The sequence below is a fragment of the Candidatus Thalassolituus haligoni genome, from assembly GCF_041222825.1.
Classification (GTDB): domain Bacteria; phylum Pseudomonadota; class Gammaproteobacteria; order Pseudomonadales; family Oceanobacteraceae; genus Oceanobacter; species Oceanobacter antarcticus.
Window position 1 is genome coordinate 4,043,076 of record NZ_CP139482.1, and the last position, 16,934, is coordinate 4,060,009.

At 48.5% G+C, this 16,934-nt stretch carries 11 protein-coding genes and 1 pseudogene; 4 read left to right on the top strand and 8 right to left on the bottom strand.

Going from position 1 to position 16,934, the window contains the following annotated elements; translation table 11 throughout:
* Nucleotides 1-322 precede the first annotated feature (322 nt).
* Nucleotides 323-1,636 (bottom strand): ATP-binding protein, encoded by a 1,314-nt coding sequence (locus SOJ49_RS18275; protein ID WP_369855918.1) that lies wholly within the window; start codon nt 1,634-1,636, stop codon nt 323-325.
* 197 nt (nt 1,637-1,833) lie between these two features.
* Here SOJ49_RS18275 and SOJ49_RS18280 point away from each other — a divergent pair, with 197 nt between their 5' ends.
* On the top strand, nt 1,834-2,274 hold the full coding sequence (locus tag SOJ49_RS18280; protein ID WP_369855919.1) for a transposase: 441 nt from the start codon (nt 1,834-1,836) through the stop codon (nt 2,272-2,274).
* A 253-nt stretch (nt 2,275-2,527) separates the two neighbouring features.
* Here SOJ49_RS18280 and SOJ49_RS18285 read toward each other — a convergent pair whose 3' ends face one another.
* The 4 genes and pseudogenes from SOJ49_RS18285 to SOJ49_RS18300 form a co-directional block, all read right to left on the bottom strand.
* Complete coding sequence (locus tag SOJ49_RS18285) at nt 2,528-2,671, bottom strand: hypothetical protein (protein ID WP_369855920.1); 144 nt, start codon at nt 2,669-2,671, stop codon at nt 2,528-2,530.
* Nucleotides 2,672-2,808: 137 nt separating this feature from the next.
* Nucleotides 2,809-3,813, bottom strand: coding sequence for a YecA family protein (locus tag SOJ49_RS18290; protein ID WP_369855921.1), 1,005 nt, complete (start codon nt 3,811-3,813; stop codon nt 2,809-2,811).
* 132 nt (nt 3,814-3,945) lie between these two features.
* On the bottom strand, nt 3,946-4,275 hold the full coding sequence (locus tag SOJ49_RS18295) for a hypothetical protein (protein ID WP_369858100.1): 330 nt from the start codon (nt 4,273-4,275) through the stop codon (nt 3,946-3,948).
* Nucleotides 4,211-4,476: pseudogene (locus SOJ49_RS18300) on the bottom strand (helix-turn-helix domain-containing protein). Before SOJ49_RS18300 ends, SOJ49_RS18295 begins: the two are co-directional and overlap by 65 nt.
* A gap of 776 nt (nt 4,477-5,252) precedes the next feature.
* Here SOJ49_RS18300 and SOJ49_RS18305 point away from each other — a divergent pair.
* The 3 genes from SOJ49_RS18305 (at nt 5,253) to SOJ49_RS18315 (ending at nt 9,915) form a co-directional block, all read left to right on the top strand.
* Complete coding sequence (locus tag SOJ49_RS18305) at nt 5,253-5,804, top strand: RNA polymerase sigma factor (RefSeq protein WP_369855922.1); 552 nt, start codon at nt 5,253-5,255, stop codon at nt 5,802-5,804.
* Complete coding sequence (locus SOJ49_RS18310) at nt 5,804-6,859, top strand: FecR family protein (protein ID WP_369855923.1); 1,056 nt, start codon at nt 5,804-5,806, stop codon at nt 6,857-6,859. The genes SOJ49_RS18305 and SOJ49_RS18310 overlap by 1 nt, the downstream gene beginning before the upstream one ends.
* A gap of 68 nt (nt 6,860-6,927) precedes the next feature.
* Nucleotides 6,928-9,915 (top strand): hypothetical protein, encoded by a 2,988-nt coding sequence (locus tag SOJ49_RS18315; protein WP_369855924.1) that lies wholly within the window; start codon nt 6,928-6,930, stop codon nt 9,913-9,915.
* A gap of 114 nt (nt 9,916-10,029) precedes the next feature.
* On the opposite strand, the gene SOJ49_RS18320 is transcribed toward SOJ49_RS18315, so the two are convergent.
* From SOJ49_RS18320 to SOJ49_RS18330, 3 genes are all read right to left on the bottom strand, one after another.
* Complete coding sequence (locus SOJ49_RS18320) at nt 10,030-10,434, bottom strand: hypothetical protein (RefSeq protein ID WP_369855925.1); 405 nt, start codon at nt 10,432-10,434, stop codon at nt 10,030-10,032.
* 218 nt (nt 10,435-10,652) lie between these two features.
* The gene (locus tag SOJ49_RS18325; protein WP_369855926.1) at nt 10,653-11,978 is read right to left on the bottom strand and encodes a hypothetical protein; all 1,326 of its coding nucleotides are present in this window, start codon (nt 11,976-11,978) and stop codon (nt 10,653-10,655) included.
* Between the two features lie 469 nt (nt 11,979-12,447).
* Entirely contained in the window at nt 12,448-16,893 is a 4,446-nt protein-coding gene (locus tag SOJ49_RS18330; protein WP_369855927.1) for a hypothetical protein, read from the bottom strand.
* Nucleotides 16,894-16,934 lie beyond the last annotated feature (41 nt).

Below are 16,934 nucleotides of genomic sequence, written 5' to 3' on the forward strand. Positions count from 1 at the left end.
CACTCAATCCTGCAAAACTGCAGGAGATTGAACGGAATAAATGTGCGGCTTAAACGCAGTATTTTGGACAACTGGGTTGAAAACTACCGGCTGATCCCGAACAGAAGCCGCTATTCATTCATGGACGGGATGTCAGAACTGCCACGGTCATCGCAACGAACAAGTGATGGTTAACAGGAAATAAATCAAGGGCATATGGCAGGTGTCAGGGCCAAGTCATCCTTGATATTGGGGAAGCGTCTATATATGTTCCCTCAAAGTCTACAGATTGTTACTCTTAAAGTAACTTTGTGTAGACCTCGGGATTCTAGGCAAAGCGCTTTTACCATCTCTGTGATAAATATTGCGTGAAATACAAAGGCATCACGATATTGGTTTGTTCTAACGCTGATGAGCCTTGTGTGCCAGTTAACTTAAAGGTTTTACTTGGAGCACATTTTTCAACGTAGGATGCCAACGATTTTGCTCTTGTACGTTTGCCACTTTTGACTTCAACAGGGATGATATCACCTTCATCTGTTGCCAAAATAAATTCGATTTCGGCGCGTGCGTCATTCCATGAATAACTTGGGTCAACACCAATGGCAGTGAGCTCTTGTTGCACAAAGTTTTCTGCCACATAGCCTTTGTATTCATATTTTTGTTGCTTAATCTCTTTATAACTACTACCTAGCATATGATTGAGCAGGCCCACATCAAACATAAACAGCTTAACCATATTCTCTTTTTTATAGGCCGCCAGAGGCGGTTTCGGCATCCCTTCAATAGGGTAGTTTGGCAAGGCTAAGCGGCAACAGTTAAGCCAATGGATCGCGGTTTCAAAATCGCTATAACGAGACTTACGTTCATGCACATGCTTAAATTTAAAGCGTTTAACGGACTCATCGCTGACAATTGATAGCTGTGCTGGAATGCTATTAAATACCGATTCAATCAGTGTGGCATCGACCTTGCCAGCGTACTTGCCAAAATCGCGGCGATAACCTTCAACTAAATCGGCATGAATTTTAGTGACTTTTTCAACACGCTCTAAAATGCTTGAATCTTTAAACCGATACCAAGCAGAAATGGCTTCCGGCATACCACCGGTAAAAAAATAGTCTGTTAGTTTATCCATCAATTTAGTGTGCACAGCCGATGTGCTTGCTTGACTATCAAACGCTTTGATCAGTGCTTGCTCGTTTGATGCGTAAATAAATTCTTGGAAGGTCAGTGGTCGTAAATTGTATTGTTCTACCTTGCCCACAGGGAAGGTGTTGAGTAAACCAATATTCGAGCCGCTGGCTGCGACAAAATAAGACGGTGCTTTTTCGGCAAAATACTTAAGCGAAGTAACGGCACGTTCACATTCGCCAATTTCATCTAATATCAGCAGATCGGTTTCTGGGTTGAACGCCTGATTGGTCAAAAGCTCAATGTTCATTAATAGCTCATCAGGTGACAGTGAGCCATCGAACGCTTCTTTGTAGGCGGGATTTTCAAGAAAGTCGATACGAAGGATGTTGGTAAAGGTGTTACCAAACAACTCTTGGAGCAGATACGTTTTACCCGTTTGCCTCGCACCATCGATCAATAATGGCTTGCGCATAGGTTGGTTTTTCCATGCAATTATGGCGTTGAGTAAGTTGCGCTGCATTGTCATTTCCCAGCAATTCAGATTGTTAACTGCCTATACCATAACCCAATTTACACTTTTACGCGCATTAAAGTGTTTAATTTTACACTTTTAAGCGCGTAAAAGTGTAGTTTCGATCTAGTCGAGTACCCTGTATGTCAACCTAAGCCTGAGCCAGTGGATTTTGAGATAACATCCAAATCAGGGCGCTCAGGAGAATGACCACGCCAAAACCTGCTACCACTGCTAATCCCAAAGTTGAACCCAGTCCCGCACTGGAAAAGCGGGTGCGCAGAGCCTTCAGTACCGAATACAAGTTATCCATCATCCAGCAAGCCGAGGCCTGCCAGCATGGTGAGTTAGGGGAACTGCTGCGCCGTGAAAAATTGTATTCCAATCAACTGTCTCAATGGCGTCGGGAACGGGCTGAACAAGGGCTGGATGGTCTGAAAAAATCCGCCCCAGGTCCCGCGCCGAAGAAGACCGCTGAGCAAAAACGTATCGAACAGCTCAAAAAAGAGAACGAGCGGCTACGCAAGCAGATCGAGATTCAGAATGGCTGCCTGACGCTCCAAAAAAAGCCTTGGATCTGCTGGACATGCTCGACGAGGACGCGTCATGAATCAGTTATCTTCTGCCAGCTAATACCTATCGCATAGAATAAGCGAAAAAATGCCAAGCTCTGCTCGATAAAACTTTTCAAAACTGCTACTTTTTAACCCTAACGGCAGCGTGTAAGCGGCACTGTTTTTCCATTGCTCACCACTAAGATTCAGTAAAAGCCATAGGCTAGTGGTGGGCAGTTTGGTGGGCAAACAGGCATTTTTGAACGGTTTCTTTTCGATAACTTATTAATTTTATTGTGGTCTAGGCCACTACTCCACAAGCAGATCCAGAATATTGAATAATGTTTCATAGGCGTTCAGCTGAGTAACAGTACCTGAATTTCTCACGACTGAGGCGCAGTTGCTTCAATACCTTGTTCTGCCCGGAGACGATGCAAATCTGGAAAACGGACTTTGCCAGGTCGATAGCGATGATACTAATATCAGTCATGTGGACGCTCCTCATATTTGGGGAGCGTCCATCTCATCAACTATGCTGACACAGCGGGTGCTTGGCGCGCTTTACTGTCTAAACACTCATCCAGACGCTCGAATTTATAGTATTGATATTCGCTCACGGTGACCTTGCTATGTGTTAATGGTGAATTGAAAAGTTTGTTTTAACAAAGGCTGTACCTGAACCATTCTGGCGACAGATTCATCGTTTAAATAACGTCTCGGATCGATGATGATAAATCCCCAAAACTGTAAAAATCGCTCAATAAATCTTGATTCGATTAACGCACTCAAATTTCTTTCAGGTGAGACGTAATCGTCTGAAGAGAATGCCAATAACAAATCGGGGAAAGCCGTCACCACCTCTTCAATAAGCTCACCCACGTTCTTGTGGCTTTGTATGCGCCACAACATAAACAGCCAAAAGGTACGCAAATCGACATCTTGCTCAAAACCGTCTAAATATCCCCAGTTATATTTTCTGATTGCGGCTTCTAGCATAAGTTTGAAGAATGCCTGTATACCTTGGGCCTGATACTGTTTTTGAGCTGACTTTTTAACATGATAACGGCCGCTGCGTCGGTAAATAATGCCGCTAATTTCGGCCAAAACTCGTGTGTAGTGCAACGCATTGAACTTATCTTCATTACTGCCAGCAAACTCGCTGATGCTGATATTTATTGGAAACTGAGAGACGGCAAACCCAGGTAATAACTCACTGGCCTGCTTGACTAATTTAGCTGGTAAGTTGCCTTTGCTGGTTGCTTTAAATGAACCACCATTCTCCATGGATTCATCGAGAATGAGTGCTAAATAGCGCATCACAGGGCTTACAGAAAGATCGTCTGGCGTACTGATTGTCACCCACTGTAATTCATCAAAAGACGCATAGAGCCAATTGGCCATTTGCGTCGGAGTCACACCACAAAAATCTGGATGAGGTTGATTATTGCGATCCTGCACTTTGTGCTGCAAAGCGACGTCGAGTTCATCGGGGGTCAAATCCGGGTTCATAGCCAGCATAGCTTCGACAGCATCAAATACTTGCGCATGCTGCTTGGATACGTTGTCCATACAGCAACGCTTATATTTTTTACCACTGCCACAGTGGCAAGGATCGTTACGACCGAGTTTCATTATTGAGTTCTCTTATTCTTTCAGAGCCTTTATCAAAAATTGAATCGCTCTTTGCAAAGAGCCAACTACCTTTCGTGTATACCAGTACAACCTCATTCCGGCTATGTAGCACGCGCAGGCCATCTTAAAGCATTATCCTTGTGAAAAAAACGCCGCGTTTTCCTGTCTGCGCTGATTCAATGTCTTATTGAGCGCGGACACTGTCGCGTTACTGATCCCTTGTTGGCGTGCGAGATGAGCGAATTGGCTGAGTACTTCAGACACCTCTTCAACGACTTGCTGAGCTTCGGTCCAATTGGTAAAGCCAGCACTCGCGGCGAGCTTCTGCATGACTTTCATTGGAGGCGCTTTACCATAACCACCAAAGGCGGTGGCGTGTTCGTTAAACGGGGGCGGGCTATAAGCTACTTGGGACAGCAGCGCGATTATTGGTAGGTTGAGTGAGCTGATAAAGCCGATCAAGCGAGTCGAGTGACTGCCAAAGCAACAGTAATTGACGAAATGAAATTTTCCCTGTCAGCTCAAACTTCTTAATGGTTGCGGCCGGTACGCAGCTACGCTCCGCAAGCGCGTGCGTGACAGTTTTGCGCGTTGGCGTAACTCACGCAAATAAGCAGCATACGCTTGGCTAACATCGGTATCATCAAGTAAGGTGAAATTCATCAGCAACGACTCACTGGACACAGTTATATCCATTGTAGCGGTAAAAAAAACCAAAAATGGCCACCATTGTATCCATAAAAAGAAAAGGTGTTGAAAATTCACTCGATAAGCCTTTCAAAACTGCTATTTTTTTAACCCTGACAGCAGCATAAAAACGGCACTGTTTTTCCATTACCTACCACTACGATTCAGCAAAAGTCAAAGGTAACTGGTGGGCAAATCCAAAATATAGAATAATAAAAAAGCCAGTCAGAGACTGGCAAAGATATAAAACGAGGAAGATTGGAACTTACTTTCAGCGTTCTGCCTATGGAATACCGGGACAAACCCGATGAGAGTTGCTTTTACCACACACGACTCACATAACAACTGATAACGAAGGTGTCATAAAATCGTGTAATAAAAACAGAATCGATCCGAGCATTCGACAAGCAACTCGGCTGACCAAAATTTTCATCAACCGAGCACAAGAAATATTATATAAACTGCATCAAAACATCAATATCAATCTAATATCAATAAATAGTATAAAACAAACACGTCAGACCCATTCGAACTATAAATAAATAATTCATCCAACGGTAACATAGCAAGGAAAATTTCAATCTATTGATTTAAAAGCCCGAATTCACATATGATTTATTGACATTAACAACGCAATATTCATCCATACGTCATAAAACTGCGGAAGAATCACTATCCCGGCCTGCACCATACCCACCCTTGAACCCGATGGTTTGACAGGCAGCAAAAGCTTCAAGAACCCAGGTGTCGCAATGAATCTGTATCAGGATGCCCTAGTACTACCAGCCCGGCTGCTGCAAGAAGAAAAGCCAAGGCTGCTGCGTTTCATAAAAAACAGAGTCCCTTCCAACCAGGAACCGGAAGACATTTTTCAGGAGGCCGTGGCACGCTCGTTGGGACGCTTTAAGGAAGGCCACAGCACCTCCGATCCGGTGGGCTACACCTATCGGGTCGTGATGAACATCATCAATGACTTTTACCGCAACCAGGAAGAAGTACAGTCACTGCACGAGTTGCCAGAAAACACATTTGCCAGCGAAGCCCCACAACCCGAACGTGTGATTGCTGCCAAGCAGAGGCTAGAAATGTTCATGACCTGCGTTGCCAGCCTGCCGGAGGAAACCCGCAACCTCATCATACTGCGCAAGGTGCATGGCCTCACCAACAGCCAGATAGCCGCGCGACTGGGGGTTTCCGGCAAGACCATCGAAAAACGCATCAATCGGGCGATGAAATCCATAGAAGGACGAATGGAACAAAGTATCGAATACCGTCCATCCAGCATTCGCAACAAGGTCAAATAATGAACAGGGCAACACCACTTCCCACGCTGACACATCACGAAGAAGAGCGCATCTGCCACTGGTTTTTACACGGCGGTCTGGAGCAGGCAAACGACCAGCAGCGGCTGGAATTTGACCACTGGCTGGCAGAAAGTGAAGCCCGCCAGCATAAGGCCGACGCTATTTCCGGCATCTGGAACGATCCCGAATTCAGTGCCGCGCTGGCGGCCTTCGACACCAACACATTCGCCGATGAACAACCAAGCCCTCAGAGCTCTTATGCCTCAAGCAACCGCTACCGTTGGCCAGCGACCATTGCCGCCTGCTTGGTGCTGGCAACAGCCATCGTTATGCACCTCGCACCCAGTGGCAGCCGCCTGCTCAGGCTCCAGACTGAGCGTTTACAAACCAGCCAGCACCCACTTGAAGATGGATCAATTGTGGATATGAGCAGCAACACTGAGCTGCTGGTTCGCTATGAGCGTGCCGAGCGCCACATCGACCTGACCCAGGGCGAAGCCAAGTTTTCCGTCGCCAAAAATCCGCAACGACCATTTATTGTCCAAACCCGGCAGGCAGCCATGAAAGCGCTGGGGACGGTCTTTAACGTCGACCAGCGCGGCTCGATTACAGAGCTCACTGTGCTGGAAGGTCGGGTCGAAATCAGCCCCATGAGCGGTCAGGGTCAAAAGACCGTGTTAACAGCGGGTCAACGCATTCGGGTCAGCCAACGCGCGTTAGGCGTCATCAGTCACCTGGACACTGACGCAACCAGTGACTGGGAACATGGTCTGCTGGTCGCCGAAAACCTGCCACTGGCGGAACTGATCATCGAACTCAACCGCTATTCCAACCGACACTGGGCAGCCGCCGACAACGTCAACGAACTGACCGTGAACGGCCGTTTCAATTTACGCGACACCAATAAAAATCTGGTGATCCTGCAGGCATTATATGGTCTTGAAAATCATCCACGAGCCGTTATAAACACCGATATCCAGACCATTTACCTGACCCTCCCCGATATAGATCAAAAAGCGAATCAAGAGACGGATAAAGGGATGAATCAAGGCTGATCATGGGCACTGTCAGCCGTGCCCCACTGATCCGCCGTTGCTGTGAATGCCTCCAGACAAATCATCGGATGCCCCGTATTCAGCGGCCAGCTCTGGCGCAGTATCCCGGTATCTGCCTGATCATCGGCCTAGCACTACAATCACAAGTACATGCACTCGGCAGCCAGACAGCGACGAATCCAGCGACGTCTCCAACAGCCGAGTGCAGCAATAGCGATCAGCGCTACCTGCAACTGGCTTCGTCCGGGTTACAAGAAGCCACCGAGTTATTAGCCAACCGTTTTGGCTTACAACTGGTCAGCAGCGCTGACGTTGTGGCACTACCAGTTAAAAATAACCCCACCCCGGCCTGCCGAACTCTGCCCCAGTGGCTAAGCCTGCTACTGCCCGACCACATCGGCTATCGAGTGATTGAAGACACCCTGGTGCTCTCGGCACACCTGGCACCAGCCGCGCAAACCACAACGACCACCACAATAAAAGCGACACCAACTGCCAACACCGACTTTCCCAATGAAATATTAGTCACTGCCGCGCTACAAGCTGGCGCTACCCGACGCAGTGCTCCAGAACTGACCGGCAACCATGATTTCAAGCTTGACCGTGAGCAACTCCGCCAAACCGGAGTCCGTAACCTGCCTGCAGCACTGGAACTGGCCTCTGGCGTCAAGATAGAAAATAATCGCTACGCCATCATTCGTGGCATGACCGGACGTTACCAAACTATTCAGATCAATCGAGGAGAGCTCCCAAGCCTGGATCCTGCCGGGCAAAACTTTCCGCTCGACTTCATCCCGCTCGGAATTCTCAACAGTGTCGATCTGCAAAAATCCGTGTATGCCGATGCCCCCGGCCAGGCCAGTGCTGGCATTCTCAACCTCGACACCATGCAACTGCCTGAACACGACTACGCCCAACTGGCTACCAGCTATCTCTATCGCCAAGGCAGCAACCATAGCTCGACGCTACAGGGCTACGTCAGCAGCAGCGACTGGTACGGGTTTGACGATGGCAGCCGACGCATTCCCGGCTTGCTACTGCACACAGCCCGCCATGGAAGCCTGGATGACCTGAGCAACACCCAACGCCAGCAACTGGGAGAAGCCGCTGCCGGCGACATGGGGCTTTATCAGGCTAATAGCCAAGGTAGTGGCGGCCTGGATATCAGCACAGGATTAAGCCGTCAGATCAGCAACGCCACTCTGGGTGGAACCCTATCGTTCAACCTGCGGGATCACTGGCAAAACACCTGGATCCAATCCACCAGCTACAGTACAGGAACCGGGTATTCCGGCTCCTCTGCCGACTTCCATCACGAAGACTCAACCCACCAACGCAGCGAACACATTATCGACCTCAGCGTCATGACAGCACTGGGCCTCGACATCAACGACGAACACTACTTCGGATTCAATGTACTTTGGCTCCACCAAAGCACCCACAGAGCCGAACTGATCGAAACCCAAGGAAAGAGCGAAAACAACTTTCCCAGCAACACAGCCTACCGCCGCGCCCTGATCAACTGGACCGAGCGCAGCCTGTTGCAACGCCAACTTTATGGCCGTCATCAATTGACCTCTGCCACCGATCTGTACTGGCAAATAGCCTCAACCCAGACCGACTACGACCGACCCCACGACCTGGATTACCGCTACTCAGCCATCTCTGAAAACAGTGACTACAGCCTCCAGCTGAGTCCATCCACCACCAACATCGGCTGGCGCAGCATGCAACAGCAAAGCCGCTCGGTCAGCCTGCATCTGAACCGGATATACAGCCTCAGAACAGACAACCATCTCCTCACCGGAGAGCTGAAATGGGGCTGGGAGAGCAGCCAAAAGCAGCGTCACGGCTACAACCTGCTCTACACGTACAGCGGCAGTGACGACCTGACCAGTAATAGCCAACTGATGGAACAACCCAATCCCAACGACATCCTGACCCCCGAACTTATTACCGGCGACGCCTCATCCAGTGGGTTTATACTACAAGACACCTTGTTCAATACCGACAGCGGCACCTCTCTTAGTGGTCGTTTCTATCGCGCCACCCAAATCAATCGCGCTACCTACCTGCTGAACGACCTGGATCTGAGCGAACATTGGCAACTTATCAGCGGCATCCGGCGCGAGTACAACCAGATGAAAGCGGCTCTCTGGAATACCGAAGCACACGCAGAAGAACCCCTGCAAACCGCCAGTCGCTGGTTGCCATCCCTCGCACTCGAATACCGCCCAGGCTTTCATCAACTGCGGGCTAATTACAGCCAAACCGTCGTCTGGCCACGATTCAACGAGCTACTGCCCGTGATTTACGAAGACCTGGACACTCGCACCAAAACCATTGGCAACCCGAATTTGAACAATTCTGACGTTCACAACTGGGATTTGTCATGGCAGTGGAAACCACTCGACAACCCACTGCGACTGGGCAGCTCGCTCTACCTGAAACGTATCCACCAACCCATAGAAGGCACATTCTCCGATAACAGTGAAGCCACCGACCAAGCCAGCTACAGCAACTACAGCTATCAAAACTCCCCCTTTGGACAAGTACAAGGCCTGGAACTGGAAGCCGACTACCAATGGCAATGGTCAGGACAAAACATCGAGATTCAAGGCCGTTACGCCAGCATCCGCTCCCGTGTTCAACAACGCGCTATCAACCAGCAAAATATTGACGAAACCGAGTCGGACTCCGACGTCATCACGGAGACAACGACATCAGGCAGCCGCCCACTACAAGGCCAACCCGCCTACATCAGCGCCCTGCGCCTGCAATACCAACCCAGCGATACACACACATTCAGCCTCGTCTACAAGCGCAGCGGCACCCAGCTCTACATCACCAGCGACCGCGACGACCTGCCTGCGGTTTACCAACAGCCAAGAAACCACCTTGACCTGAACTGGACCTATCAACTCAAACCAGCCCGCCTGACCTTCAACATCAACAACCTCATCGACACCGCCCACCGCTACCAACAAGGCGGCTACCATTACCTCAGTTACCGCACCGGAAGGGAATATTGGTTAAGCCTTGATGTAGGGTTTTGACAATACTTGAAGATGGATTTTTATATCAAAGCCACGATACAAACCCGATATTCCAAAACGACATCACAAGACAAACAAACGGAAAACTGCCCCCAAAGCCGCCAGAACAAAAAATCACGACCGAATACGGCATGGCAAACCCATAGCAGCGCCAAGGCGCATGACAGCCCAAGAAACACCCCGAAACACCAAAACCACAGCTCTAATCACCATACAAACAGCGAAACACAATGCCACCAGCCCTTTGGAATCCACCTCGTCAAATGGATCCCAATCATCAGACGTTACAATGCTCTCCGGCGGCTCCAATGCCAGGATGGCGGCAGCGAACTCTGGCGCCTCCCAGATATTCACAACCTCCTCGGCCTTCAGCCAACGGCCAGGTTGACCTCGTAACCAGCATTCAAAAGACTCCAGCTGTCGTTCGGTTGCTTGCTCACGCCCACCATGAATAAACCACTGGTATATACGGTATTCCTCAAAGGTTGAGACCTCGCTCAACTGATCCAATGTTTTCATCGCGTTACCTTGTCACCAATACCGCAGCGAGGCCTGATACTCCTCATATGTTTTTATTCCTGAATACCCCCAACACCATGCCCAATCCAACAACCCAGCCAGAAAACGAACATATTCCACCAATAACCAATAGCGCCTGTGCAGATACCAGAAAGGCCCATACCTTATGGTATGGGCCTTGGCCTGTATAACCCGACTAAAATATCAGGGTTAAAGGCTTAGTTGCAGGCTGGAGCAGTCCAAAAAGAAGCCACTTTGGCGAAAGAAGAGGAGCCAGAAGGCGAAAAGGTTGTTGGATCAACAACAGAGCAATCAACCGTCATCGCGCCAAAGTCAGCTGAAGTAATGTTCGTGGAACTGATGGCATCACAATCCTGAGTAGTACCCGTAGTATAACCAGTCACTACGATGTTGTTGAAGTAACCGTCAGTACCTTCTTTCAGTTTGAAAACGAAGTCGGTATCGGCATTGGCGTTGTCACCAACAAACTCAACATAGGCTCCTTCAACAGACGCAGTAGCCAGTGGCGTGGCTGCGTAGTTATTGGGGTTGCCAGCGAGCTCAAAAGCGTGGTCTTCAGCACCGTTTTTGTCGCCTTGTTCGATGTAAACACGTGTGATAGAACCGTGGAAACCGTAGTCCCAATCGACGCTGTCGTCACCGTTACAAGTCAGCCAGATGTCAGAAACAGCCACATCACCACCGAAGAACTCGATACCGTCATCGAAGTTTTCGTTAACGTGGATGTTATTGATGGTCGTGGCAGAAGTCACGCCGTACAGAGTCAGACCGTTGATTTCGTCACCGCCATTGGCAACAGCATCAGGATCATTTACGTTAATTTCGGTACCACCTTCGGTGATCACAACATAGCTCAGAGAGCCGCTGCTGTATTTGGCATTACCTTGCTGCTCCACTTTCAGAGCCAGGATTTCTTCGGCAGTCAGCCCTGTTGTGTCTTCATCAACAGGCTCGTCACCAAAACCAAAGTAGTAATTGCTAGAAATACCTTCCATCAGACAGGAATCACTAGAAGTACATTCATTGGCCACACCGTAACCGGACAGAATCACACCGCCCCATTGACCTTCACCGCTATAGTCTTCATCGTCACCGGAAAAATCATCATCATCCAGATAAGAGAAAACAATCGGGTCATTGGCCGTACCCTGAGCATTCATCTTGGCACCACGGGCAATTACCAGCGCAGCATTGGCATTGCTTGCTACAACATTAACACCCGCTTCAATGCTTAATACTGACTTATCGGCGCTGGCATAGCTGGTATTTTGCACATAGCCATTACCCACGGTGGTAATCCCGGTCAGTTGCCAAAGAACAGGCAAACCGGTATCGTCACTTTCGTAAGCCAGTGTAATATTACCTCCGGTGATACTGGCCGGGATCTCACAAACGGTGTAATCATCACCTTCCCAGGTTTCTTCTTCAGAAACCAGTACCCCCACATCATTACATTCAGGATCAACAGCCCAGACGCCTGCAGATGCCGCCATTACAGAAGCAGCGAGAATAAGCTTTTTCATATCAATCTCCTTCAATGTATTTCCATATAAATATCTGTACAAAAGTACAGACATCGTGTCGATCGAACAGTCCGGCTAACCCGGCTTACCAGCGAATTACTGGTCATTAGCTCCTTAGGAGCACAGCTATAATGACTCAGTAGGCGTTACAGGAATGAGTCTTATCAATAACAAAAAGGGCCGACAAAAAATTTAATCCAGCACCAAAATTCTTAATATTTAACCTAACCGTCACACAAGCAATTCCAGCAACAAAAAACTCTTTTAATATCAACCATATTTACTAGCGGTAGAATTTATTTAAAAATAAGAAATTATTTAAAACGCATAAATTATTCACAAACAACATTAAACAAATAGAACCGACTAACAGTTACATACCAGATAACAGAAAACCACCTAAAAATAACAAATAAATCCCCAAAATAAAAAAGGGGACCGAAGCCCCCTCTTAAAATTCCGTCAGCAATCAATCACCGATCGACATACCGGCATCCAGAACCAAAGTATAATCAAAAGCTCCCATATAATTATTATCTTCAATCACATCAGCATTAACAGACTGTGAAGCTGAATAATCCAGTAACCATTCATCCATCGACTCATTCCAGTTAAGATCATCCCCCATCATCACACTTTCAGAAGGGTAACGGACATTCATATCAGGTAGCGCATAGACACCATCAACGGCTTCTTCTGCCTCATCGGCATCATAGAATTTTGGCTGACCTGTTGCGAATACCCAGTTATAAGAATGCGCATCAGAAATAGTGCTGGCAGCAACCTGATCAACCAGATAGGTATCACTGTCAGGATTATTGGAAAAGTCGGCACAGGAATAGGCGAGATTATCGACCACCAGAGTGGTATCCAGCTGTGCTTTAACCGTGTCATCAATATAGAAACAGATATCAACACCTTCTCCTTTATTATATTCATCGTCCCGGCCACCAAGAACACTATTGTAGAGAAAAAGGCCACTGCCATTGCTCAGATCAATGGCACTACTCACTTCATTCCAGGGATCATACTCCTGGAAATAAGCTGAAAGGTTTGCAATCGTCGGCATAGACTGAGGCATAGCAGAGGCAGAACCTGAAATCTCTCTCTCAGCATCGGTAACATTCTGACCACGCAACATCGGGTAAAAACGGTTGCTGTCATCGCTCATCAATTCAGCATTATACCCATCACGATTCAAACGTAGCCGCTCATAAGCCCACACATACTGAATGGTTCCCTGATAACCATGATTCCAGACAATGACGCTCCCCCAGCGGTTATAATCAGCATCGAAATACAGATCAGTAAAAGCCGGAACACCACCATCAATCACCACCCGGTCTGCACCAAGATAAATATCAGGAACCTCATCACGATCACCGCGCAAGACAAGGTGATCAATCACCCCTGAACCAGCCGCATTTAACGCCAGCGTTTTATACAGGTTCACATACTGAATATCGAAATTAGAGTAATCATTATCATATCCGCCGTAATAACCGTACTTACCTTCAATATTACAAACCTGAGACCCCGTTTCAGCCGTTGCTGCATCCGGGCACTGGTTATGACGGCCAAATCCATCAACAACCAGATTCATATTAATATTCAGATACCTTTTGCTGCCTTCAGGAGTCTGTTCCTCTGCGTCGTACTCTTCTTCCCCCTGCAGCACCAGGTGCCCGCCACGGGTAATATGAATAGTACTGCCAGCAGTCTCGCCTGATAACTCCACACCGGCCTTAACCGTCAGTGTAACAGGATCTGTTTTCATATTGGGCACAACAGAAGAATCAGTAATTTCCTTATGCCCTTCTCCAATATGAACCACACCTTTAACACTCCAGTGTGTAGGTGCTGCCTGTACAACCTCATCTTCAACATAAAGAATCTCGCCAGTAAAACTGTTAATAGCCCAGCCACTAACTAGAACCTCTGATTCAATATTCTCGTAATTTCCACCATTATTCAGGTATTCATCAACCGCTACTTTTGTTTCGCCGGTATAAGGGGAAATCGTAAGGTCTTCGGTATAGGTACCACTGATGATCCGGCATATTTTAATAGCCGGATAAAAATTTCCTTCTTCAAAAGAAATCTCACCGTCCCCATTCACATCGTATTCAAATTTTTCCCCATAAATTTCAAAGTCAGATAGCATTCCGGAATAGTCACATGCCTCATCCAGAGAAATAACAACAGAGTCACTCCAGTTGGCATACCAGTCGTCATCACTGTCGGCGACGGCACCAATATAACCATCACCATTCAGATAGTTGTAGGCATCGCCGATTAAATCGGCATAGCTGCTCAGATCGGTTGACGTTGCGGTTTCTGCACCAGTGACCACATAGCCAGTATCCAATACGGCTTCTTCTTCGTATACACCACTGCTGTTGGCAACGTCATAACCGTAGTCGTAACCACTGTCTTCGTCTTCAGCGGCCAGGGTGCTGTCGCAGTCGAGCACCACGCCATCAAATACAATACCCAGTGGATCACTGCTTAACAGTGCTGCGGTTTCGGCATCGTCGATATCCAGACAGGTAGCGAATTCTGAGAACACGGAGTTAAACAGCAGCAGACCCGATCCCTGTTCCAGCAGAATAGCGGTGTTGTCAGAGCCCATACCCGTCGCGGTAATATTGCTGAGTACCGGACGTGAGCGTGGTTCGGCATCGTAATCAGTACTGTCATTAACGCCGTGCAACACTGAACCTGTACTACTGTCACCCGGACTGATCACCGCGGTTTCGATGGTTCCGGTATAGCCTGTGCTCCAGGCGATTTGATCGCCAGCGATATTGGCCATCACCAGATTGTCGACGTTGACGGCACCCGCATTAATAGTCAGACCATCGCCACCGGCGCCGTATATATCCAGATAAGCAATGTCAGAACCGGCACCGACGTTATTGAGGGTTAAGGCGGCCTGACCGTCTTCTCCGGTATCGAACAGTCGCAGATATTGGATATCCACCTGGGTGTTATCCTCTGGCAGCGCATCGGAACCATTAATGGTCATGCCACGCCAGGCAGAGGTGATTTCACCAGCACCGGTATTGTCACTGGTAATTTCGATAGCCGACGCTGAAGAACCTTTTGCTTTAAACAGAACATCCGGCTGAATAATCAGTTCAGAGTCACTGCCTGATGAGGCAATCAGCTGACTGCCGGACACCAGATTAAACCTGACCGGATCAGTCAGAGCAGCTTGTTGTTCGCCATCGCTCAGGCCAGAGAAGTCATTACCAACCTGTATCTGACCGTTAATACGCCAGGCGATATTTTTCGGGTTGTAGTCCGCACTGCCGCCATTAGTCAATCGGCCTTCAATACTGAAGTTGCTGTATAAAGTTACAGATTGAACAACCGTAGCATTCAGATCGCAGACCTGATAAGTGACACCACCCAACAGCATTGTGTCTTCTGCTAATGAGCCCACACCCATACACTCCGGGTAAATAATTACCGGGCTGTAAGTTCCTCCTGTATTAGAGTTACCCGCCCCCAGTTGACTCACGTCATCCACATTAGTAAAACTCAAACTGTCGTTGCTAACCGCCCAAATGTAGTTCAGGTAAGGATCCACACCGGTTACCAGGTCGGTAGCATCTGCAATTGCTGCCAATGCATTACTGGTGCTGTTAGTGATATTGCTACAGTTGAGCAAAGCAGAACCGATGCTGATCTGGCTGGCCGAATCCTGTGGTGCCAGGCAGGTGTCAAAACCCTGTATCACCACATCATCGATGGACAGCATTGAAGTACTGGTCAATGCCAGTGCACTGCCCGCCTGATTGTACTGGTCGTACAGTGTGGTGTTGATCAGATCAACCTCTCCGCCATTCAGAATAAGAGCAGCCGTACTGTTGCTGTGGCTCACCCGAGCAGCAAAGCCGCCCTGATATTCGTTCAGCTCAACCGCAGTACTGGCCGATTCGGTGATATATGGCGTGGGAACAGATCCGGTGAAAGTATCTGTAAACAGGTTCCAGCTACCGCCATAGGCGGTTATCGCGGTATTGCCAGAATAAGCAATCACGTTACCCACTTGTCCTGCTACCGGGGCATAGGCGGTAACGGCGGAATGAATGGTGCCGCCTTCGTAACCTTCGAGCGTTACTTGGGTTTCAGCACCGGCTTCACCAATCACCGAGCTGGTGCCAGAGCCCAGGGTGTATAAACCGGGCAACCCCTGACTGGTGTTGGTATTGAACCCCAAACCATAAGCAATCAGGTCAGTGCCGGGGCTGACACCGCCGTAATAACCAAATGGGCCTTCGATGTTACACAGTGCTTCCGGGCTGGCAGTTTGCGGGCATTCCGGCGCAGCGCCGATGCCATTGATGATGACACCACCCCATTCTCCACCACCAACCAGATTATCGTCCAGCGATTGAATACTGGCAGAGAGCTGGGCGTTACGATGCACAATCACAACCGTGCCTTCTTTGGCGTAAACCGCGCTTGAACTGGAACCTAACCGGAACGCTTTGTGATCTGCGAACAGCTCATCCAGTGTTTGGTATTGCTTGCTTTCACCCAATTGGTAAACACCATCCAATACCCAGACCAGTGGCTCGTAGTTCCAGCTGGTTTTCAGCTGAATCATGTTGAGGTTATCGGTGATAGAACGGGTATTCTCTAATTGACCAAAACTAGTGCTGAGCAGGCAGGCATTCACCTCTTCGCCATCAACCACTACCGGTTCAGTGGGGGTACCAACCACTCCGTACTGCAAAATTTCACACTGGGCCAGCGATACTTCCATGCTTTCCTGCATGGCGGTTTCATCAGATACATCGGCACCACAGCTGGCCAGTACAGCGGCTGTCAGCGCTGTGGCCAGTACTTTTGGCAGCGACCGGGGTATATACCGAGCCGCCTGAAACGAATAATTCAATAACATATTCTCACCTGTTACTTATGTTGGATATCCAGGAAATTCGG

Excerpts from the sequence above, each read along its gene's own strand:
- SOJ49_RS18275 (WP_369855918.1), bottom strand. The coding sequence starts at position 1,636 with ATGCAGCGCAACTTACTCAACGCCATAATTGCATGGAAAAACCAACCT.
- SOJ49_RS18280 (WP_369855919.1), top strand. The coding sequence starts at position 1,834 with ATGACCACGCCAAAACCTGCTACCACTGCTAATCCCAAAGTTGAACCC.
- SOJ49_RS18285 (WP_369855920.1), bottom strand. The coding sequence starts at position 2,671 with ATGACTGATATTAGTATCATCGCTATCGACCTGGCAAAGTCCGTTTTC.
- SOJ49_RS18290 (WP_369855921.1), bottom strand. The coding sequence starts at position 3,813 with ATGAAACTCGGTCGTAACGATCCTTGCCACTGTGGCAGTGGTAAAAAA.
- SOJ49_RS18305 (WP_369855922.1), top strand. The coding sequence starts at position 5,253 with ATGAATCTGTATCAGGATGCCCTAGTACTACCAGCCCGGCTGCTGCAA.
- SOJ49_RS18310 (WP_369855923.1), top strand. The coding sequence starts at position 5,804 with ATGAACAGGGCAACACCACTTCCCACGCTGACACATCACGAAGAAGAG.
- SOJ49_RS18315 (WP_369855924.1), top strand. The coding sequence starts at position 6,928 with ATGCCCCGTATTCAGCGGCCAGCTCTGGCGCAGTATCCCGGTATCTGC.
- SOJ49_RS18320 (WP_369855925.1), bottom strand. The coding sequence starts at position 10,434 with ATGAAAACATTGGATCAGTTGAGCGAGGTCTCAACCTTTGAGGAATAC.
- SOJ49_RS18325 (WP_369855926.1), bottom strand. The coding sequence starts at position 11,978 with ATGAAAAAGCTTATTCTCGCTGCTTCTGTAATGGCGGCATCTGCAGGC.
- SOJ49_RS18330 (WP_369855927.1), bottom strand. The coding sequence starts at position 16,893 with ATGTTATTGAATTATTCGTTTCAGGCGGCTCGGTATATACCCCGGTCG.